Here is a 22,063-nt window from a genome sequence, read left to right as displayed (position 1 = left end):
TAGCCACAGCTACAAGATAATCCCTTCATCCCCGCCTTCACCAGGAGGGGATGAAGGGGAGACAAAACAACTTCCTAATGATCACAGCAAGAAAGGAATTTTCTGGTGAACAATACTCAGTGTATGATTACTGTTGGTGTTGGCGATCTAAAGATTACACAAGCACCTCATGTATTAAAGACATTGTTGGGTTCCTGTATTGGAGTCGTATTGCACGACCGTGTCAAAAAAATCGGTGGACTTTTACACATAATGCTACCGAAAAAAAATGGTAATGATGTAAAGATCACCAAATATGCGAATACTGGACTCCCCTATTTCATTCATCAGATGGTTACTCATGCAGGCGCTTCCAGAGGAGCTCTTTCTGCAAAGATCTTTGGCGGCGCAAAAATGTTTGAAACTAATGGTCTGCTGAATATAGGCGAATCAAATGAATTAGAGGTAAGGCGGGTATTGAAAGAAGAAGGTATTAGGATTGTAGCATCGAGAACCGGTGGCACAAAAGGATACAATATTTCGTTCGACACGGAAACGGGTGCAGTAACGTGCCGTATCTTTGGAGAAGCAGTCATAGTTTATTAACATGTTCAAGGAAAGACTACACCAATAAGGAAAATTTAATTGGAATCGGAGAGATAATATAATGAACATTTCTCAAGAACGTTTAAAAATATTGGAAATTATGTCGAGTCTTAGTATTGACCGTGCATCCAGGGCATTATCAAAGTCACTGAGGACAGGCGCAAGAATTTCGCTATCAAAAGTATCCATTGCTGATTTGAGTAAAACCACAGAGAAGATGAATGAAGATCAACGAGAAATGACAAGCGTTATGGTTAATTTCAAGGGAAAAGAAGGCTGTAAGTTTTTATTTATGTTACCGTTGGAGGGGTCGTTAATCCTTACAGATCTGTTTCTTCGACAACGCATAGGAACCGCAAAGGAATTCGACGTTTTTGCTGAAAGCTCAATACAGGAACTGGGAAATATTCTCGCCAGTCACATCAGCAATGCATTAGTTTCTGATTTTAATGCTACGTTAATCCCACAACCGCCACGGGTACATAATGATTACGCAGGAGTCATATTTTCAAACCTTGTGCTAGAACAGGGCATGGTGGATGATAATCTCTTACTGATGGAAACAATATTTGAAATCAGTGGCACTGAACTCGAATGCTACCTGTTTTTGGTCCCTGAAATGACATCGTTTGCTAAATTATTAGATAATATAGGAGTAAAAACATGAAAAAGATCTTAGTAGTGGATGATGCCAAAGTCATAAGGATGATAATCAGGCAAATTTTGACAAGGCATGGATTTGAGATTGCCGGAGAGGCTGGTAATGGTAAGGAGGCATTAGAAAAATATAAGGAATTGAAACCTGATGCAGTAACAATGGACATTGTAATGCCTGAAGTAGATGGAATTCAGGGGCTCAAAGAGATCATTGCCTTTGATAAACAGGCAAAGGTTGTCATGATATCCGCCATTGACCAGAGAGACGCATTAATGGAATCCCTTCGATATGGTGCAGTAGACTACGTCGTAAAACCGTTTGAAGACGATCGTATGGTATCGTCACTACGGAATATATTTGGCGAAAGCCAAAAAGATGCTGTAAGCAGTGGGCATGAACAGTAGGCGGTAAGCAGTAAGCTGTAGGCAGTAGGCACAATAAACAATGGATACAACGACTATCAATAATTTTAAAGATTTAATGATTTACAAAAGGCGTTTTGTTTGGCAATGGATATTTATCACCTTGCGAAAAGTTTCCCTAAAGATGAACTTTATTCGTTAATAAGTCAAATCAGAAAGTCGTCACGTTCGGTTTGCTCAAATATTGCTGAAGGATACAGAAAACGCCAATACCCCGCACATTTTGTAAGCAAGATATCAGATGCAGATATGGAGAACAGTGAAACGCAGGTTTGGATTGATTTTGCCTTTCACTGCAAATATATAAATGAACAAACCCAAAAAGATTTATTGAACAAATCAACAGAAGCTGGAAAGCTATTAAATTATATGATTGAAAATCCTGAAAAGTATCTAAGAAAGAATATAAAACCTGTTTCTGACAGTTTAGGAATAGATACATAGCAACGAATGGCAAATAATGTATCAGAACCAGTTGGATGCCTACTGCCTACTGTCAACTGTAAAATGCCAACTGTCCACTTATATGAGCCGACTAAATAGTTACTAAAATACTTGGAAAAAGGTTTTAAAGGGGAATACCTATGGACATCGACATCAGCGATAAAGAATTTTCTCTTTTCCAGCGCTTAATTTACAACGAAAGTGGAATAAATCTTACCCCCGCAAAAAAAGAGTTGTTAAAATCCAGATTAATGAAGCGCTTGCGGGAAAGATCGTTGTCCTCATTTAAAGAATATTATAAATATGTTACCGAAGAAGATACAACGGGTGAAGAATTGGTCAGTATGCTTGATTGCATCTCTACGAACCTCACTGAATTTTTCAGAGAAGCAGCACACTTTGATTTCCTGTCAAAAAAAGTACTTCCTGTCTTATTGGAAAATAAAAGAAAAAAACGAGAAAAAAGAATCAGGATATGGTGTGCAGGCTGCTCAACCGGTGAAGAGCCATACAGTATTTCTATGGTACTGGCAGAATGTATAGAACAGCTTAGTGAATGGGATATAAAAGTATTAGCTACCGATTTGTCGACCCGGGTTCTAAAAAAGGCCATGCAGGGAATATACGCAAAAGACCGGTTACAAGGTATTCCCCTTCAAATGTTAAACACCTATTTCGAAAAGGGAACACATAATTTTAAAGATCACTATCAAATAAAAGAGTCCTTAAGAAACCTGATTTCATTCAGGAGGCTTAATCTTACCGATGAAACCTTTCCATTCAAAGGGCAATTTGATTTTATATTTTGCAGAAATGTAATGATTTATTTTAATAAACAAACTCAGAGTAAATTGGTGTCGAAATTTTATCAATATCTTACACCCGATGGGTATCTTTTCATAGGTCATTCTGAAAGCCTTGCCGGCACTGAAACCAGATTCCAGTATGTACGACCCACGATTTATCAGAAATAATATGTTATTGATGCGTATTTTTGACTTTTTGCCCTTGATATCTGGTTTCTGTTGAAACTCTGTTATTCGTAGGGTGATATTTGTTTTCATCGCTGTTTGCATTCTGATCCAGGAGATTTACAAGGAGGCTCGACATGGTAAAAAAAATAAAGGTGTTGATTGTGGATGATTCAGCCGTGGTCAGGAAAATATTATCTACTGGTTTAAGCAAGGATCATGGGATTGAAGTCGTAGGAACCGCAGCAGACCCCTTTATTGCCAGAGACAAAATCATAAATTTAAAGCCTGATGTAATTACGCTGGATGTAGAAATGCCCAGGATGGATGGCATCTCCTTCCTGCAAAGACTAATGACATACTACCCATTACCTGTCATTATGGTTAGCTCATTGACACAGACAGGTTGCGAAACCACCTTAAAGGCTTTGGAAGTAGGTGCACTGGATTTTGTTGCAAAGCCGTCACTGGACGTATCACATACGCTGAATGAGATAGTAACAGAATTAGCAGAAAAGATAAAAGAATCAGCGAATGTTAAAGTAAAGAAGAAAGAATATTTTAAAAGTACCGGAAAAAATACCATTACCAGACACACAGAGACAAGCCATGCACTCATCAACAGCACACACAAGATTATTGCAATCGGGGCGTCTACAGGTGGAACAGAAGCGCTCAAAGAGGTGTTGATGCAAATGCCACCAAATGCGCCGGGAATACTGATTGTACAACACATGCCACAGCTATTTACAAAATCATTTGCTGACCGTTTGAATTCTCTTTGTTCTATTGAAATACGAGAGGCTAAAGACGGCGATAGTGTTATTCCAGGTCTTGCGTTGATTGCGCCTGGGAATTACCACATGGAACTACGAAGAAACGGCGCCCGATATTACATAACAACGAACCAGGAACCTCCTGTCCGTCGTCACAGACCCTCTGTCGAGGTGTTATTTGAATCGGTCGCAAAATATGCTGGTTCCAATGCCGTGGGTGTGATTATGACGGGCATGGGCGATGATGGTGCAAGTGGCCTCTTAAAAATGAAAGAATCTGGCGCTAAAACACTGGCACAGGATGAGGAAAGTTGTGTTGTATTTGGTATGCCAAAGGAAGCGATCAAATTGGGAGCGGTTGACACCGTCGTTCCACTTAACAAAATTACCCCTTCCATTTTATCATTATTAACTAAAATGTAATGTATCTCATGCAAACAGAGAATTAAGCGCTTCCCATAGTACGTAAAAAGTGCTTTACGAGTCCGGGCTCAGTTGCAAAATGAACGTGAGTATAAGAACCCAATACACGATCAGCAAAGAGACCGTCAGACCGTGATCGGTTGTCATCACATTTCGAAATTGCATAAGCGAATCGTGTGCCTTCAGACACATGCAGTGATGACCAGTGAAATTCGTGGGCCTTGAATACATCTCCTTTTTTACACAAGAGATTATCGTGTATCGCTTCAACTGTAATATAGCCTAATCCCTGCCTTTTATTCTCCATCTTCGTCATCCCTTTTAGTATTCCACACATCTCGTGTATCTTTTTTTTAAAATCCACCATCTGTTCAAGCAAATACATCATTCCCCCGCACTCACCGTATATAACCAAACCATTCCTGTACGCTTTTCGTATGGATTCTTTCATGGTGGTGTTCGATGCGAGTAAAGCGGCATGTAATTCCGGAAAACCACCCCCCAAATACAAACCATGAATGTCCGCAGGCAGATATTTATCATACATTGGACTAAAATACGTTAGTTCAACCCCAAATGATTCAAGGAGATCAAGGTTATCATGATAATAAAAATTAAATGCTTCGTCAACGGCAACGGCAACCCTGAAATTAAATCGTTCAGTAGTCCCACAGAATACCGTCTTCTGAAAAGCGGGAAGATTATTTGGGGAGGAAGCCATACCAATCAATTTCTCAATATCCATGGTGGCCGACAACAAATTTCCGATTTTTTGGTACGCAGACTTTGAGAACTCCTGTTCTATCGATGGAACCAAACCAAGGTGCCGCTCCGGCAGTATTATTTCCTCATCGAAAGACAGGTACCCCAATACCGGGATATTGCAATTACCCTCGATAGATTTTTTAAGAGAAGTATAGTGCCGTTCACTCCGGACTCTGTTTAAAATTACTCCTTGTATTTTCACATCCTTATCAAAATGTTTAAACCCCAATGCAATCGCACCTGCACTGCGGGACATCCCCTTTGCGTCCATTACCAATATCACAGGCACATCCAATATCTTGGCAAGATGAGCTGTGCTCCCGAATTCCGTCCCATCCAGACAACCGTCATAGAGCCCCATCACCCCCTCAATCACCGCCATATCCGATCCCATAACGGCACGTTCGAATAATTCCAGACACACATCCCGACTCATCAACCATGTATCCAGATTACGAGACGGCCGTCCAGTAATGGCCATGTGATGCGATGGATCGATATAATCAGGTCCGACCTTAAACCCCTGTACCCTGCACCCTTTTTCCATCAGGACAGACATTAAGCCAAGGGTAATGGTCGTCTTACCTACACCACTATGCGTACCCGCTATCAGGATCCTTGGATAATGAGACGAAGTGTGTTTCATAACTGGATATTAAGAAAATTCAAAATTTTGTCTGAAAACCAAAGAGAATCTTCGCTTTGCACTGAAAAAAAATCATCGAAGATCTGGTTTCAACAGTTTTGCAAATAAGGGGACATCAAAAATCACCCGGCAATATGCCAACGTAATCCTGATGAGGGTTTGGATTATATATTGTCACAGAAAATTGGTCAAGTATTTCATCTTTAAGTATCAAATGCGGACAAATACTGGGGAATATGCCTCATACTAAAAAGCCCATACGATTGAAGCCATCGCCCTCCAGTCCACTACTTGCTGAGTACCCCGGGCATTCTGGTATATGGGTTTTTGAAATTTCAGGTCAATACTCCCGCCAGTCTTTGGAATCTTTATCTGAAGAGAAGGCGAAACAGAGAAGGAAGTAATGCCTGTGTTATCGGTATTGTCCAAAAGGGATTCATCCGGCCTTGAATATCTACCATCGTGATCTCTATCCTGTCCTGCATAGAATAGATTTAGCTCTAAACCAGGATTTACATAGCTGGTTAGCTGGTACCTGGCGATAAGGTCTAATGATATTTTGTCCCCGAATTCATAACCCTCATCACCTTCTGTAGTCATCTGGTAAAATAAATTGGTTTGGAATATCAGCGGCTGAAATGCATGCATATAATTAACGAGAAACAACGGGTCCCATGAACCTGTCCCAGTTTGCATTGCGGCGTGCACAAGACCGCCGGAGTCAAATTCCTCATCATTTTTCCCTGTGGGGGTTTTTACTCCCAGACCAAGGGTAACTTTTTTCGTTGGTAGATCGGGTTTATCGGTATAAAGGGTATAAAGCCCCATAAGGGTCATATCTCCAAGTCCCTCAACCGTATCCATCTTCATGTCCATCCTCATATCTTTTTCTGCTGCGTCACTTGCCAATGGTCTCAAATACACCTGTGGGGCAAGTTGCGGTGCATGATGATGGCTGCTTCCTGCACCCCTTGTCACCATCCTCATATCCATGTCATTGATAACATAGGGGACTGTAGCAAGGAATTGAAGCTTCTCAGTAGCAGCATATGCGCCTAACAGGGTGTATTTCTGCATAATCATCCGTGTAGGAATAGAAAAACTCTTTGCCTCTTCTGGCATTTCCGGCCATTCTGCAGCTATATTATCCAACACTGAATTGTAGCTTATCCTATGGCTGCCTTCTCTAATGGTCTCCATGTTCGTATATTCATACTGAAGGGAAAGTCCAAAATTCGGTGCAATGGTTACACCCGAGATTGTCGCCTCAGCAAGGGATCTTGATAAGCAACATTCGCCGTGAGCATAAATAATGCCGTTTAAAAAAATTAAAAACAAAAAAATCGCGACAAAAATTTTCACAAATACTATTTTCCCCAGATTATTGCATTACATTCAAGCAAAAGAGATAATGTGTATGTCATTATCCCTTTCTTACTTGAAGTGCAGTATTTTTGCTCTAACCGGTAATGTCAAATTCTTACATGAACAATACCTTCAATACTTTCGCAGAAAATTTTCAATGGGTGTGACCACTGCCTCGTGACATCTCTAACATTCCGTGAATTTTCACGATAAGAGCTTAATTGATGTTAGACTTTTCTTCATATGTGCCTCCATTGAAAATTACAGAGATAGAATTTCAACTGTGAGATCCCTGAGTCAACCTCTGCGGAAAGCGAACAGACGGATCGCTTCATTCAGTCAGGATGATATGCAATAGCAATAGTATCACTCCGAGCGAAATGGTCTGTCTGCCGCAAAACCGGAAAATAAGACCAAAGTTATGAAATTTTGTTGAATCTGGATTTGGCTTTAGATGAAATGTCTGGGTGGTTTTTTCGGTGGAGACGCAAATACTTCAAGAAGAGAATTTGAAATGTCACAAGAAAGAAAACACAAAAATGATTCTTTGATTTGTTGAACTTGATCACCTACCATGTATTTAGCAGTAAATGTTACACCGGTGAGCGGGTCATTCCCATATGTACAATTTATGCTGCTCATGAACACATGAAAACTGCTTTTCTGCTCATTACTCTGAAATTTATCTCGATTTTTGTAAACTCCGCAACAACAATGAGTCCTGCAATCCGATTCCGATTTGCATCCACATTGATGTCCTTTGCAAGGGAATCCATCAGATTCCCTGACAGAGTTTACACTTATACCGCCATTGCATATTAGCAGACATACAATGACTGAAATTTGAATATATGTAAGTATTTTATGACTTTTCATCCGAAAAGGCCATAATTCCAATCAAAAAAGGGACATTTGAAATCCCTTTTTTGTAACATAATTTAGGAGACTATATTGCCATTATACTTAAACCAAGAAACTTTTTTCTACCACAAAGATCGGGAAAAGACAAGAATTTTCTTCACTCCTCCGCGGCCTGCGGTTATTTCATTTCTTTCAACTTCTCATTTTCCTGTTTAATCGCACGGTCCAAATGATCTTGCCATCTGCTGCCATAATGTCTTTCTAACCAACTTTCGATATGCCCCTGCCAAAGGTTATATGCTTGTTTTACACTTTCGATCTTTGGATGTATCTTGGAAGTGTACAAAACGCAGTCAGACCTGGGTACCTCCAGAAGAAAATATTCGGCAGGTTTTTCATTCCAGATCGCACTAATCTTAGTTATCTCTTTATACTGGCTTAACTTTTCTCTCGTCTCATTGACCGTATGGGCCGGGAAAATCTTTCCAAGCAATCCATGGTCATCCTTGATAGCATAAAATAAGCGAAAGACCTGTTTATGCTTCAACGTCAGATAATTTTCTGAAGCAATGTATTCATTATAAACGCAAGGTGCAAGAATATCATGCATGAAACTATCTGCCTTGTCCGGGAATTCTTTACAGGTGTATGGTCGGCACCTCTTGCCAAATATACCGCACCTCAACAATATCTGAAGGGTAAAACCGTCCGGGGTATTCAGTTCTTTCAAATGGAAATTCAGGCATCGGCATGGATCGTATACAATATCCTTCGCCCGGAGGGCTGTGTAAAGCAGCTTAATACCAGCAGTAGCATTGCCCCGTTTTAAAAAATGTCTCCACATGCCCAGATGGGTCTGTTGCCGGGGGATGCTCATAAAGCAACATATCCCATCAGCGCAGATATCGCTGGTAAACTCTATATTCCTATTGCAGTCACTGGTGTAGGAATCTGTTTTCATAAGTTTAATGCTTGTGGATATGACCATGCCGGTGTTCATGTTCATGTACCATCTCGTCATGGCGGTGGCGATGCTGGTGAACCAGATTGTTTTTTAATAATAAGTCATAATTGTTCAATATTTCTTTATAATTACCAATTGCCACAGGCCTCTTTTCTTCGCTAAAAACAAGCACACGGTCTGCTATCTCCTGGGTAAGAAAAATATCATGTGTTACAACCAAAAGCGTCTTCCCCTGTGATTTTAAGGTATACAGTATATTGATAAATTTCGATGAACTCCTTGGGTCCAGTCCACTGGTGGGTTCATCCAGCAACAAGACCTTTGGATTCATAGACAATACCGTGGCAATAGCCGCTCTCTTCTTTTCTCCAAAACTTAAATGATGCGATATCCGTGAGCCGTAACCTTCCATACCCACCAGGACTAACGCTTCTTCTGATGCTGCGATTATCTGGTTGTTATCCCATCCCAGGTTTAAAGGACCGAACGAGACATCGTCCATAACGGTAGGACAAAACAGTTGATCGTCTGGATTCTGGAATACCAATCCCATCTTCCGTCTGATCTCTTTCATGTTCTTCTTGTCAAGCGTCAAACCCATAATCTCGATGCGTCCGTCACCCTCCAGAATACCCATCAAATTCATAAACAGTGTTGACTTACCCGTTCCATTGGCACCGATGATAACCAGGGTTTCCCCTTCTTCCACATCAAAATTAACGTCCTTTAGCGCCATCGTCCCGTCCGGGTAGCAGTAATTCAGGTTTGAAACAATTATAGCCCTTGCCATAGATGAACGTTGCTTATTTTGACGTGTTCCATTTTATAGATGAGACCAGAAACGATAAACATCAGCGAAACGATTATACCTGCTATAAATAAAAAGTCTATATAAGAAAAACCGAAACGTTTAACACTCCGCATTTCTCCACTGAATCCACGGAGAATCATTGCGCTATAAATTCTCTCGGCCCGCTCAAACGTCCTGATAAACAATATACCAATCATATATCCCAGCACCCGAAACTGCTCCACATACCTTGAACCAAAATAACGCAGAGATCGGGCTCGCATTAGTCGTTTCGCCTCGTCTAAAAGCACAAAGATGTAACGGTACATAAATGACATAAGTATAACCAGTAACCTCGGCAGACGAAACAAGTCCAACCCATGTAAAAAATCAGGAAAGGTCGTTGTTGAAGAAGCAATCACAAGCAAAAGAATAGATAAACCTGACTTAACAATAATATTAAGAAATGTCCAGGCGCCCTCGTAAGTAACGTCCATTTTCCAATAACCGATTTTCAACGACCAACATACCTGTCCCTCCTTTACAAAAGGCACAAATATCGCAATGAAAAGAACAAACAACATCAAGATGCACATTCTTCTCAATATCTGTCTGGGTGTAACCCTTGAAAGGAATGAAATTGCCAGTATCAACAAGAAATAGAGCCCAAAATCTTTCAGACGCGTGATGGGGGTCAGTATCATGCAGAGAGTAATGGAAAGGAAGGAAATGATCTTTGACCGGGGATCAAGGCATTCCAACAGACTATTTGAAAATCTCATAATATTTTAAGCACAGGACAGACCCAACTCCACAAATCAAAAACAACATGGACGTAACGTACATTATCCTTACAGCACTATCAATCGACTTTATGGTTAACTGGTTCTGAACGTCCCCGATAAAGGGTTTTTCAACAACTTCACCCTGATAGATACTTGGCCCCCCTAATTGTACTTTCAATGCCCCCGCTATTGCAGCCTCTGGAATGCCACTATTGGGACTTTCATGTTTACGTCCGTCCCGAAAGGCAACCCGTAAAGAATTCTGGAAACCGTAACCACACAAAAAAGAAGCCGTTGGAATTAATACCGTACAAATTCTGGCTGGGATATAATTGGCTACATCATCTAATCGTGCAGATGCCCAGCCAAATCGGATATATTTTTCGTTCTTGTATCCTACCATGGAATCCAGCGTATTTACAGCCCGATAAGCCATTGCCACAGTAGGCCCCCCTACAAAGGAATAAAATAATGGCGACACAATGCCATCTACACTACCCTCTGCCACCGTTTCAACACATGCCCGTACTATTTGTTCTTTGTCGAGATGCGCTGTATCTCTGCCTACGATCTGTGATAATGCCTGCCGGGCCTTTATTAAATCATTTTCCCTGAGAGATATCATTACCTTTTTTGCTTCATCAGCCAGACTTTTTATAGAAATTGTGGAATACACAATAACAGCGCCAAGTATTATTTCATACGGAGAACACCATCGTTTCCCTATGGACATCACGGCGTAGGTCAATAGGTACGTTCCTAACACAATTATGATGGTTAACAGTATCCCACTCATGCGTTCTGGTATAGGAAATCTTTGTAATACAATTTCTATGCTTCCTATAAACCTCCCAATAAGTCGAACAGGATGGCATGACCATTGAGGATCACCGATGGCAATGTCCAGGGCGTAGGCAACTGCTATTTGAAGAAGAACAGTATGTGTGGGATCAATCATGGTGCAGAATAGCTGCATACAGATTCAAAAAAGGAGTCAGAACTCAGAATTCAGCGGTCAGAATGGACTGCCACTTTACCTATTAAAGTGCATTTTCATCCTGAATTCTGAATCCTGGCAACTGACTCCTTGTAAAGACAGTACAATTAAGAATTTTTACAAAGTAGTCCTCTACCCCCTGGTATTCATTCTCAGTTAAGGCTGATTTTACAAACTATTCTTTTACTTCATAATCCGCATCGATGATTTCATCCTCTCCCCCTTCACCCTTTTTTTCTTTTCTTTTCTTACCTTCACCGCCTGGAGGTGGTGGAGGCTGCTGTTCTTCCTGCTTAGCAGATTCTTGATACACTTTCGCACTAATTTCGTGCAGGGCGCTCGTTAAAGCATCCATCTTTTGCTGTATATCTTTTTCATCTTCCGATTTTATCGATTCTCTCAAATCTTTAATAGCAGACTCTATCTTTCGTTTTTGTGAGTCATCTATCTTCCCTGCAACGTCCTTTAAAGTCTTTTCAGCGCTATAAGCCAGACTGTCTGCCTTGTTCTTTGTTTCGGCTCTTTCCTTTGTTCGTTTATCCTGGTCCGAGTATTCCTGTGCCTGTTTGACCATCCGGTCAATTTCTTCCTTATTCAATTTTGTCGAAGCCGTAATCGTAATCTTCTGCTCGTTTCCTGTACCAAGGTCTTTTGCATGGACATTAATAATGCCATTGGCGTCGATATCAAAAGATACCTCAATCTGAGGAACGCCCCTTGGCGCCGGTGGAATACCGGAAAGATGGAATCTTCCCAGTGTCACGTTATCTCTTGCCATTGCTCTTTCACCCTGAAGGACATGAACTTCTACGCTGGTCTGATTGTCCTCTGCCGTTGTGAAGACCTGGCTCTTCTTCGTCGGAATGGTAGTATTTCTTTCAATGAGACGAGTAAGCACGCCACCCAGGGTTTCTATGCCGAGCGACAGCGGCGTTACGTCGAGAAGCACGAGGTCTTTGACCTCCCCGGATAAAACGCCTGCCTGAATCGCAGCACCCATGGCTACGCATTCCATTGGGTCAATCCCACGTTCAATCTTTTTTCCTACATAATCCTCCACAAATTTCTGAACGATAGGCATACGTGTTGGACCGCCCACAAGGATGATTTTATGAATGTCATTTGGCGTCAATTTGGCGTCTTTTAATGCCTGTTCAACCGAATGTCCACAACGATTAACAATAGGAGACACTAATTGTTCTAGCTTTGCCCTGGTTATGGCATGGGTAAAGTGTTTTGGTCCAGAGGCATCGGCTGTAAGGAATGGAAGGTTAATGTCAGTCGTCAAAGTTGTAGAAAGTTCTATTTTAGCCTTCTCCCCAGCCTCCCTTAAGCGCTGCATCGCCATTTTATCATTTTTAAGGTCGATCCCGTATTCCTTCTTGAACTCAGACACCAGATAATCAACGATAGCGTTATCCATGTCTGTACCACCCAATTGGGTATCTCCACTGGTGGAAACCACTTCAAAAACACCCTGACCAAAATCCATAATCGTACAATCTAAGGTACCTCCACCCAAATCGAATACCAGTATCTTTTGAGATTCTTCGACCTTATCCAACCCATAAGCCAGTGATGCCGCTGTAGGTTCGTTAATAATTCGAACCACATCCAGTCCGGCAATAGTCCCTGCGTCCTTGGTTGCTTGCCTCTGGTTGTCATTAAAATAAGCGGGAACTGTGATTACCGCTTTTTCAACCCGTTCCCCCAGAAAGGCCTCGGCATCCTGTTTTATCTTCTGTAAAATAAAAGCTGAGATTTGTTGAGGAGTAAAGGTTTTCCCACGAATAGTGACTTTGTAGTCGGTACCCATCTTTCTCTTAATTGCATAAACCGTACCCTCAGGATTACTAACAGCCTGCCTCCTTGCAGGTTCACCTACAAGTTTTTCACCATCCTTCGTAAATGCAACATAAGAAGGAAATGCTTTGCCGCCGACCGTCGCACCTTCTGCGCTTGGAATAATTGTGGGTTTGCCGCCTATCAGCGCAGCCGCGGCAGAGTTACTTGTCCCCAAATCTATACCTATAATCTTTGCCATATCCTAACCTCCTTTTTCCTCTTCTGGCTTTTCTTGATTCTGAACGTTTTCCTTTGTTGATTTCTGAGAAACCACTACTTTTGCTGGTCTTAACACGAATGTATTTAATAAATAGCCTCTTTGAATTTCTTCCAATACCGTATCTTCCGGCACCTCGTCATTAATCTTTTGCATTAAGACCTCATGCCTGTAAACATCCAAAGGCAAACCAATGGAAGGTATGGGTTCCAGACCTTCTGACTTTAAGATACGTGAAAATTCTTTATAAATCATTTTAATCCCATCAAACAATTCATTATTTGTGATATCCTTTGACGCGCAGACCGCCTTTTCCAAACTCTCGTAAATATCCAATAATTTTTTGATCAGTGATTCAGAAGCTGTACGTTCAATTGTTTGGCGCTCTTTTGCAGCCCATTTTTTATAATTGTCAAAGTCAGCTGCAAGTCTTCGCATCGAGTCCTGAAGTTCAGCAACCCTTTTCTTATTAATCTCCAATTCCTGCTTCAAGGATTGAATTATCGCCTGTTGTTCTGCAAATAATACCTCGGATGCCTGGACAACTTCCACTTTGTCAGACGGGTTGATATTTTTTTCAGTTTCGTTTGACATTATTATCTTACCCTAAATAATCTTCACAAAATACTGCCTTTGTAAATCATTTTACAAAGGCTGTAATTATAATACAATAATTAAAATAAGGCAAGCCCATTAAAGTTCCCCATTTCTGATATTGCACTTGTTTCGCGTAGATCTTTGGCAATTGATTACTGCTGATTAGTTACATCCCACCATCCCTTAAGATCTTTGCAAGCATCGAAACCTGAACGGACGGTATATTTGTTGCCTCTAACCCTTTCACGGTTGCCTCAATATCATAGCGAACCCGTTTTATCTCAATATGACTATCCTCCCAGACGGCATACGATGCCATAGGAACACCATCACGCGGCTGACCTACGCTGCCTGGATTTACAACGATTGTACCATCTATCTCTCGCACCATGGGAAGATGGGTATGGCCAATAAAGACAATATCAGCGCTCATATCCTTTAACTCAGACTCCAATTGCTCGTCAGAGACATCCGGTCTGAGATATTTATACATATCGCCGCCGGGCGAGCCATGTGACAACACAAATTTCTTCCCTTCTATTTCTAAATTTAACGTCGTTGGTAAATTACCAAGGAATTCTTTTTCACCCGGATTTAAGACGGCCTTGGTAAAAATCTTTCCCGCATCGCTCAGCTCTTTGTACCTTATGGAACACCCGCAGTCCATATCCCTGCCAACCGCATTATCATGATTTCCGCGAACCACTTTGTCTGTTAAGCCTCTGATTCGTTCGATACACGCCCTGGGATATGGACCGTAATTCACCAAATCTCCCAGGCAAAAAACCATATCAGCCCTTTCACGCACGGCATCCAGAGCAGCTATATTGCCATGAATATCTGATAATATAAGTATCTTCATACCCTGTATTTCCCTTGCCTTACAACAAATAAATATTATAAAATCGCAAATTATACCGATAGAAACATTTGTAATCAAGGTATAACTCAATACATTTACAGATGTATTGAGTTATTTCAACTGTCATTTTCTCCTATGCTTTTTCTAAAAATTCCCTTATTTGAGGTTTAAATAATGAAACTAGCAGAAAATCTCGTGACCTTTCGTTTAAGACTAAAAAACATCCCCGGCACATTAGGCAAGGCGCTTACTGTCATTGGTAAACTGGGTGGAAGTATGGGCAATATTCAGATCATCAAGGCAGATAAAGAATTTAAGATCAGAGATCTGGCCGTTTATGTCAGTACGGACAAACAGATCAAAGAAATTATGGATGCACTTTCGGCTATCGGAAAGGACATTGTTGAAGTCATCAGTGTCAAGGACAAGGTCTTCGAACTCCATGAGAAAGGAAAGATTTTTTTGTGCAATCGTATCAGCATCACTACCTTTGAAGACCTCTCACGGGTTTATACACCTGGCGTTGCAAAAGTATGCAAGGCCATCCAGGAGAAACCAGGACTAGCCATGGAATATACCATTATCAAGAATACAGTCGCTGTTATCACAGACGGCACAGCCATCCTGGGATTAGGTGATATTGGCCCTGTCGCTGGTATGCCCGTAATGGAAGGTAAGGCGATGTTATTCAAGGCATTTGGGAATATCGATGCATTCCCCATTTTACTAAACACCAAGGATGTAGATGAAATAGTGAAAACGATTATAAACATTGCCCCTACCTTTGGGGGTATTAATCTCGAAGACATCTCAGCCCCCCGCTGTTTCGAGATAGAAAAAAGATTAAAGACAGCCTTAAACATCCCTGTCTTCCACGATGATCAGCATGGAACAGCGGTGGTCTGCCTTGCGGGTCTTATTAATGCATTAAAGGTGGTTGGGAAGAAGATAGAAAATATTTCGGTCGCAATCAGTGGCGCTGGTGCCGCGGGGATGTCGATTGCCAAAATACTCCTCAGCGCAGGAGCGACGAATATTGTGGTCTGCGATACTTCAGGAATTATTTACAAAGGAAGAGCGATTAACATGAATCCCGCCAAAAATGACCTGGCGCAAATTACAAATCCGGATAATGAAAAAGGGACAATTGCTGATGCAATGCGGGGAAAGGACGTTTTCATTGGTGTCTCCGGGCCAAATGTCATTACAAAAGACATGGTAAAAACCATGCATAAGGACCCAATCGTATTTGCCATGGCAAATCCTAACCCGGAGATCGAACCGGATTCAATTGAGGATATTGCAAGGATAATCGCCACGGGTCGTTCAGATTATCATAATCAGATTAATAATGTGCTTTGTTTCCCGGGTCTTTTCAGGGGGGCGTTAGATATTGGGGCAACAACGATCAATGATGAAATGAACATGGCAGCGGCATATGCCATTGCAAATACCATTGATGAAGAACATCTATCAGAGGACTACATCATTCCAAGCGTCTTCAATGAAAAGGTTCATAACGAGGTAGCCATGGCTGTAGCAGACGCAGCTGTGAAAAGTGGTGTGGCCACACGCCAGATGCTTTAAGAAACACATTCCATCTCTATGGTAACGCCCTGAGAACTTAAATCAATTTCAATAGGGCTAATTTTATTTTTCTTGTCATCGTGGAGTAGCCTCACTTTTGGTTTCGATAGCTGGCACAAATTTAAGGATGCAACGACCCCGGTAAAATCCTTATATGTGCCATTCTTGATCTTCACTTCAAAACCTAACGGATATTTCGGCACCACGCCCAAGAAACAATCCACCAATTCTTTATTGAACTGTGATCCAGCCCCGGCTCTTATAAGTTCGAATACCACATCAGGCGGCAATCCCGGACGATAAGGTCTGTCTGAACTACAGGCATCATACACATCTGCAAGCGCTGCGATCTCTGCAATCAGAATCATCTTCTCGTGCTCGGTGTAAGTAACACCCTTCGAATCGAGTTTATTAGTACCTTTCAGGCCACGGGGGTAGCCTGTGCCATCCTGTCTCTCATGGTGCTGATAAGGGATGTGTGCAGAAGCTACCCCAATTGTATGAATATCCTTGAGTAATTCGTATCCATAAATAGTATGAAGTTTTATCAATTTAAACTCATCTGCTGTTAATTTACCGGGCTTATTAATAATCTTTTCGTCAACGAATATCTTCCCAATATCGTGAAGAAACTCACCAATCGCAATCTGGACTAATTTTTCTTTATCAAGACGCAACCTTTTTGCAATGATAAGGGCTATTACAGCCGTATCAACGGAGTGTTCATACGTATAGTTATCAAAGCTCTTTATCGAATTTAATCCCGACAAAATATCCTGATTCATGATTTCGTCAAGAAAATAGTTAATATCGTTACAAAGTTGTTTAAAGGCAGGGCTTTCCTGAAATGACTGCTTGACCTTCGGCGTGTTGATGCATTTTATAATGGACTCGGCAGTATCTGCTTCTATATTTGCTATGGAAGACTGCGTTACTTTGTATGTTCTGAAGATGTCTTTTGTAGACATAATACGGATTTTATCAGATATTGGGTCTTCAAGGACAATATCCTCCGTCTCTTCATCATCTATATAAATCCTGATGAACCCCCTGTTTTTCAACAGTTTAATATATGCATTTGTTAACACCACTCCCCTGTTTAATAGCACCTCATAGTTATATCCATAAATCGTCTTACCAAGAACCATACCTGGTTCTGCATTATTTATCTTTATTCTTCTCATGGTAAAAATTTAATCAATCCCTTTTTATGCGGATACCTCGCCACTCATGTCGGCCGAAAAGATAATTGATTGCAGAAGACACCGTCATAGCGAGATAGAATGCCCCGGCAATGGGCAATGTAAATGCCCTCCATACGTTCAAGCCAAAAAAGCGTAGTGTCGGCACGTACATAAGCGCCATCATGAAAATCGACAGTCCTGAGGACAATATTGTCACTTGTGAAATAGTTCCGGCCATAAATGTGCATATCCCTGCCACAGGCACTAGAAACAAAACGACTAATCCCAATACCGTTCCACCCAAAGCCAACCACGAATATTTCAATTGTGCAAAGGCATTGCGTGCAACCATATTCCAGACGTCGCCAAGACGGCGGTAAGGACGAACACTTACGACCGATTTCGTCAGTGAAAGACAGAGAGGCATTTCAGCATCTTTAATTTTCCTGGCGAGCGCAATATCGTCTATCAGGGCGTTAGAATATCCGGTTATACCACCTATCTTATCCAGGGCCTGACGTGAAATAAGTATACATCCACCCGCAGCCGCTGATACTTTCGAGAGCAAGTTCTGTACCGATTTAAACGGATACATACCGTGAAAGAAATAAACAAAGGCTGGAATCAGCAATCGCGCCCATAACCCCTGCGTATCCAACAAGGCCATCAGTGAAACCATGACCCGCCGTTCATTGAGTGCCTTTGCCACCAGTCCACACCACAGGCCTGGGCTATGAAAAATATCGGCATCGGTAAACAATAACCATTCACCTGTTGAAGCCCTGACTCCTTGTTCAAGCGCCCACAGTTTACCAGTCCACCCGGTTGGTGGTGGAGTGCCGCAGATGACCTTCACATTGCGACCTGTCTGCGATGAAATACCTTTTGCACATGCTGCCGTACCATCGCTTGATTCATCGTCTATCAGGATGATTTCCGATTCTGGATAGCCCTGACCGAGCCACGAGGGTAATGTCAGCGGAAGGGATGTGCTCTCGTTTCGCGCAGGCACAATAACGGACAAGCTTGGCCATTGGGTAATCGTTGTGTGTAAAGAATCGGAGACTTCCCAGCGTTCCGACATCCGCCAGCGTACAGGCATAAACAACAGTGCAAGCCAAATGATTGCAGAGATAACGCTGGCACAGAGCAAGATGAGATCAAACATAATGCTGATACCGGAAAGATTTAAGGTTCATCTAATAGTTGTATGATTTTGTTTATCTCATTCGCAGGAGCCTTACAGGCATAATTTTCGCAAATATAGACAGTGGCCTTGTTTTCAATGGGCTTTTGTTCCTTTACAAATCCTGCAATTTCCCCAAGAGATTTGTCTTTCAGGGAGTTCAATAGCAAGACCTTTCGCGGAAGGAATCGTTTTCCTATTTCCTGAAGTATCTGCTGTGTGTCCTTTTGATCGGGTTCGCCTGCAATGACAATCTCCTTTGTAGGGCCCAGGGCAAAGTCCAGGGCACACATAAATTGGGTATATCCTGACGGATATTGGTTTATCGTTTCTCCAAAGGCTTTCATAATTTGGTCCGCCATTTTCCCCAAACCAGGATTCCCCGCCACACGTCCTAATCGCAACATATTGAATAAAGCGACCGAATTTCCTGAAGGAGTTGCCCCATCGTAGATCTCCTTTGTCTGTGCTATAAGCTGTTCATTTCTCTTGCCACCAAAAAATAATCCCCCTCCTTTTTCATCCCAGAAATTTTCAATCATTTGTTTATTCAGTTCCAAAGCAGTTTTGAGGTATTTTGTCTCAAAAGTAGCCTCATAAAGATCGATCAAACCCCAGACAAAATAGGCATAGTCATCCAGATAACCGGGAATAGCGGCTTCTCCCGAACGATAGCGTCGTAATAACGTCCCGTCCTTTCTGTGCAACGCATTCAAAATAAAATCGGTTGCACGCACTGCCGCTTGTGCGTATTCAGGTGCATGTAATGCCTGAGCACCCCTGGCAAGGGCGGCAATCATCAAGCCATTCCATGAGGTAAGTATCTTGTCGTCCTTGTGAGGATGGATACGTTTCTGCCGTTCAGCAAAGAGTTTTTCCCGGGCAGTGCGTAACAATTCCTGCAGTTCTTCTGTTTGTATACCTTCCAGTTTGGCAAAGGCATCTAATGGCTTGTCCACATGCAGGATGTTCTTTTCCTCAAAATTGCCTTCCCTGGAGACGTCATAATAATCACAAAATATCTTACCGTCCCTTTCACCCAAAATTTTTATGACCTCGTCAGGTGTCCAGACATAAAACTTACCTTCCACACCTTCACTATCGGCATCCTCGGCAGAATAGAAACCACCTTCCGGAGAAGTCATATCCCTCAGAACATACATAAAGATACCTCTCACTATATCGGCATAGTAAGGCTTTCCCGTGGCCTGATAGGTCTCCGTATAAGCTATTGCGGTCAAAGCCTGATCGTAAAGCATTTTTTCAAAGTGGGGAACGAGCCAATATTCGTCGGTGGAATACCGGTGAAATCCGCCTCCCAATTGATCATACATGCCGCCCCTTCCCATTCGTTCAAGGGTTTTTTCAACCATCTCCAGGGCCGTAGGGTCGTTGCTCCGTTTCCACCATCGAAGAAGAAAGGTATAGTTGTGTGGTGTGGGAAATTTGGGGGAAGAACCAAACCCGCCATAAATAGTGTCAAAAGTATCCCGTAATTGTTCGTAAGCGTGTTTTAGCGTCTCTTTCGTCAGGATTTCTCCCGGTGTTGTAAAGGCCATGGATTGCAGGACCTTTGTGATTTGCTCACTCGACGCAATAACGCTCTCTTTATTTGTCTGCCACAAGCTGGATATCTTTTGAAGAATAGCTATGAATCCCGGATTCCCAAACCGTTCAGTTTTTGGGAAATACGTTCCGGCAAAAAATGGCTTCTTTTCCGGAGTCAGGAATAAGTTGAGAGGCCAGCCACCGCTTCCGGTCATAGCCTGACACACCGCCATATAAATATTGTCTAAATCAGGGCGTTCTTCCCTATCGACTTTTATGGAGACAAAATTTTCATTCAAAATCCTCGCAACCTCTTCATCCTCGAATGATTCATATTCCATAACGTGGCACCAATGGCAGGTTGAATAACCGATGGAAAGAAAGATGGGCTTATTTTCTTTCACAGCCTTCTGAAACGCCTCTTCGCCCCAGGGATACCAATCGACAGGATTATATGCATGCTGTTGAAGATAAGGACTTTTTTCAGAAATTAAGCGGTTAGGTTTTCTCTTGTGAGAGGATTTCATTTCCTGTTGTGATGGCAACCGGGCGCTATTTTCATTTGCATTCATATCATTAAATACACAACCTTTCATAAAAAATGACAGGATGAGACTACGGATCGGAAGAGAGTATCTGTTGCAGGTAAAGAAAGAGAGAAATTTAGCCACAAGAATCAACCTCACCTGACAAAAATATCTTCAGAATTACAAATTCAAATGTCCCAGACGTACTGTGCAAACCACGCGAAACACATCGTTAGGAGGATTATCGCTCCAGATGAAACTAACCTCGTTCAGCGGAAATGACATTGTCTTCCAGCTTGTCTGAAACAGATTGAGTAACTTCAACGCCGCTGCTTCCACCCCCAGAGCCTGGCCTACGCTCAGGTGAGGTGTAAACCCCCCTTCGTATTTTCCCGCATCATCACAGTCTGGCACCACACCCTGCAATATCCTCTGCAATCTAACCAGAGCATCTTTTGGTTCAGGAGCCAGCCAGAGTGTGCAACAATCACGATTATGGCGAAAGAAAAAGAACTCCTTCAGTGTAATTTTAAAAGTCCCGAGCTTTCACACACACACGAGAGAACTGCTCAGCTAAGAACTCAAACTCTTCCCTTGGCCGAAATGGATAAATCAGGGTGATGTGGGGCATCCACCGCCTTCTCTGACTATCATACTCACGCCGGATTGCCGTTCATTTCACATTTCAAGGTTTTACCAGGATGAGAGTTCCTATTTTTTCTTTTTTTTATGACATCTTCCGCCCAACTTAATGCAGCAACGACGGTTGGAAATCCGATGGTGCTTGTGAGAAGAATGATTGCGTGATAAATCTCATCAGGTGTTACGCCTGCTTCAAGAGCCCTTCTTACGTGACTGTGGACAGCGCCTTCGGAATGTACGGTTGCCGCAGCCGCAAGTTGAATCAGATGCGCAGTATTTTCGTCAAGAGGGCCTTCCTGCCTGACAGTCTTACCAACCTCCTCAATTGCGTTGAATAACTTCTCATGCCTTTTTTTCATTTGGATATACTGTTGAGGTAATTTTTCCTTTGGCATACCAGCCTCCTTTTCTATAAG

22 protein-coding genes are annotated in these 22,063 nt (G+C 42.1%); 7 read left to right on the top strand and 15 right to left on the bottom strand.

Annotated elements, in window-relative coordinates; genetic code table 11:
- Positions 1–105: 105 nt before the first annotated feature.
- From BROSI_RS15675 to BROSI_RS15650, 6 genes are all read left to right on the top strand, one after another.
- Positions 106–585 (top strand): chemotaxis protein CheD, encoded by a 480-nt coding sequence (locus BROSI_RS15675; protein ID WP_157842568.1) that lies wholly within the window; start codon positions 106–108, stop codon positions 583–585.
- Positions 586–646: 61 nt separating this feature from the next.
- The gene (locus BROSI_RS15670) at positions 647–1,252 is read left to right on the top strand and encodes a hypothetical protein (protein WP_052564711.1); all 606 of its coding nucleotides are present in this window, start codon (positions 647–649) and stop codon (positions 1,250–1,252) included.
- Positions 1,249–1,647 (top strand): response regulator, encoded by a 399-nt coding sequence (locus BROSI_RS15665; RefSeq protein WP_052564710.1) that lies wholly within the window; start codon positions 1,249–1,251, stop codon positions 1,645–1,647. The genes BROSI_RS15670 and BROSI_RS15665 overlap by 4 nt, the downstream gene beginning before the upstream one ends.
- Positions 1,648–1,752: 105 nt before the next feature.
- Positions 1,753–2,109, top strand: coding sequence for a four helix bundle protein (locus tag BROSI_RS15660; RefSeq protein ID WP_052564709.1), 357 nt, complete (start codon positions 1,753–1,755; stop codon positions 2,107–2,109).
- A gap of 140 nt (positions 2,110–2,249) precedes the next feature.
- On the top strand, positions 2,250–3,083 hold the full coding sequence (locus BROSI_RS15655) for a CheR family methyltransferase (RefSeq protein WP_052564708.1): 834 nt from the start codon (positions 2,250–2,252) through the stop codon (positions 3,081–3,083).
- Positions 3,084–3,217: 134 nt separating this feature from the next.
- The gene (locus BROSI_RS15650) at positions 3,218–4,279 is read left to right on the top strand and encodes a protein-glutamate methylesterase/protein-glutamine glutaminase (protein ID WP_052564707.1); all 1,062 of its coding nucleotides are present in this window, start codon (positions 3,218–3,220) and stop codon (positions 4,277–4,279) included.
- A gap of 22 nt (positions 4,280–4,301) precedes the next feature.
- Here the strand turns inward: BROSI_RS15650 and BROSI_RS15645 are convergent, their stop codons facing one another.
- The 9 genes from BROSI_RS15645 to BROSI_RS15605 all read right to left on the bottom strand — a co-directional run bounded on the left by BROSI_RS15645 (position 4,302) and on the right by BROSI_RS15605 (position 14,973).
- Positions 4,302–5,690: a cobyrinic acid a,c-diamide synthase CobB gene (locus BROSI_RS15645; protein WP_082059253.1), complete on the bottom strand. Its 1,389-nt coding sequence runs from the start codon at positions 5,688–5,690 to the stop codon at positions 4,302–4,304.
- Positions 5,691–5,936: 246 nt separating this feature from the next.
- A complete protein-coding gene (locus BROSI_RS15640; RefSeq protein ID WP_157842567.1) occupies positions 5,937–6,890 on the bottom strand; it encodes a transporter in 954 nt (317 codons plus the stop codon).
- A 1,204-nt stretch (positions 6,891–8,094) separates the two neighbouring features.
- A complete protein-coding gene (locus BROSI_RS15635; protein ID WP_157842566.1) occupies positions 8,095–8,922 on the bottom strand; it encodes a hypothetical protein in 828 nt (275 codons plus the stop codon).
- Positions 8,882–9,670 (bottom strand): energy-coupling factor ABC transporter ATP-binding protein, encoded by a 789-nt coding sequence (locus BROSI_RS15630; protein WP_052564703.1) that lies wholly within the window; start codon positions 9,668–9,670, stop codon positions 8,882–8,884. The genes BROSI_RS15635 and BROSI_RS15630 overlap by 41 nt, the downstream gene beginning before the upstream one ends.
- Complete coding sequence (gene cbiQ, locus BROSI_RS15625; RefSeq protein WP_052564702.1) at positions 9,655–10,452, bottom strand: cobalt ECF transporter T component CbiQ; 798 nt, start codon at positions 10,450–10,452, stop codon at positions 9,655–9,657. The genes BROSI_RS15630 and cbiQ overlap by 16 nt, the downstream gene beginning before the upstream one ends.
- Positions 10,436–11,413 (bottom strand): cobalamin biosynthesis protein, encoded by a 978-nt coding sequence (locus BROSI_RS15620; RefSeq protein ID WP_052564701.1) that lies wholly within the window; start codon positions 11,411–11,413, stop codon positions 10,436–10,438. Before BROSI_RS15620 ends, cbiQ begins: the two co-directional genes overlap by 17 nt.
- Positions 11,414–11,627: 214 nt before the next feature.
- On the bottom strand, positions 11,628–13,496 hold the full coding sequence (gene dnaK, locus BROSI_RS15615) for a molecular chaperone DnaK (RefSeq protein WP_052564700.1): 1,869 nt from the start codon (positions 13,494–13,496) through the stop codon (positions 11,628–11,630).
- Between the two features lie 3 nt (positions 13,497–13,499).
- Positions 13,500–14,108: a nucleotide exchange factor GrpE gene (locus BROSI_RS15610; protein ID WP_052564699.1), complete on the bottom strand. Its 609-nt coding sequence runs from the start codon at positions 14,106–14,108 to the stop codon at positions 13,500–13,502.
- A gap of 169 nt (positions 14,109–14,277) precedes the next feature.
- Complete coding sequence (locus BROSI_RS15605) at positions 14,278–14,973, bottom strand: metallophosphoesterase family protein (protein ID WP_052564698.1); 696 nt, start codon at positions 14,971–14,973, stop codon at positions 14,278–14,280.
- Between the two features lie 174 nt (positions 14,974–15,147).
- Between BROSI_RS15605 and BROSI_RS15600 the strand changes: the two genes are divergently transcribed.
- The gene (locus BROSI_RS15600; RefSeq protein WP_052564697.1) at positions 15,148–16,560 is read left to right on the top strand and encodes an NAD-dependent malic enzyme; all 1,413 of its coding nucleotides are present in this window, start codon (positions 15,148–15,150) and stop codon (positions 16,558–16,560) included.
- Here BROSI_RS15600 and BROSI_RS15595 read toward each other — a convergent pair.
- From BROSI_RS15595 to BROSI_RS15575, 6 genes are all read right to left on the bottom strand, one after another.
- Positions 16,557–17,744 carry an HD-GYP domain-containing protein gene (locus tag BROSI_RS15595; protein WP_052564696.1) on the bottom strand — a complete coding sequence of 396 codons (1,188 nt, stop codon included), beginning with the start codon at positions 17,742–17,744 and terminating at the stop codon, positions 16,557–16,559. The two genes, BROSI_RS15600 and BROSI_RS15595, sit on opposite strands and share 4 nt — an antisense overlap.
- Before the next feature lie 13 nt (positions 17,745–17,757).
- A complete protein-coding gene (locus BROSI_RS15590) occupies positions 17,758–18,912 on the bottom strand; it encodes a glycosyltransferase (RefSeq protein ID WP_052564695.1) in 1,155 nt (384 codons plus the stop codon).
- A gap of 20 nt (positions 18,913–18,932) precedes the next feature.
- Positions 18,933–21,050, bottom strand: coding sequence for a thioredoxin domain-containing protein (locus BROSI_RS15585; RefSeq protein WP_082059394.1), 2,118 nt, complete (start codon positions 21,048–21,050; stop codon positions 18,933–18,935).
- A gap of 135 nt (positions 21,051–21,185) precedes the next feature.
- A complete protein-coding gene (locus BROSI_RS15580) occupies positions 21,186–21,533 on the bottom strand; it encodes a 2'-5' RNA ligase family protein (RefSeq protein ID WP_082059251.1) in 348 nt (115 codons plus the stop codon).
- Position 21,534: 1 nt separating this feature from the next.
- Positions 21,535–21,636 (bottom strand): 2'-5' RNA ligase family protein, encoded by a 102-nt coding sequence (locus BROSI_RS21485; protein ID WP_082059250.1) that lies wholly within the window; start codon positions 21,634–21,636, stop codon positions 21,535–21,537.
- Positions 21,637–21,661: 25 nt separating this feature from the next.
- Positions 21,662–22,042: a carboxymuconolactone decarboxylase family protein gene (locus tag BROSI_RS15575; protein WP_052564693.1), complete on the bottom strand. Its 381-nt coding sequence runs from the start codon at positions 22,040–22,042 to the stop codon at positions 21,662–21,664.
- Positions 22,043–22,063: the final 21 nt, after the last annotated feature.

The organism is Candidatus Brocadia sinica JPN1, assembly GCF_000949635.1.
Classification (GTDB): domain Bacteria; phylum Planctomycetota; class Brocadiia; order Brocadiales; family Brocadiaceae; genus Brocadia; species Brocadia sinica.
Note: the sequence above shows the minus strand (reverse complement) of the source record. Positions and strands in the feature narration are given on the sequence as shown.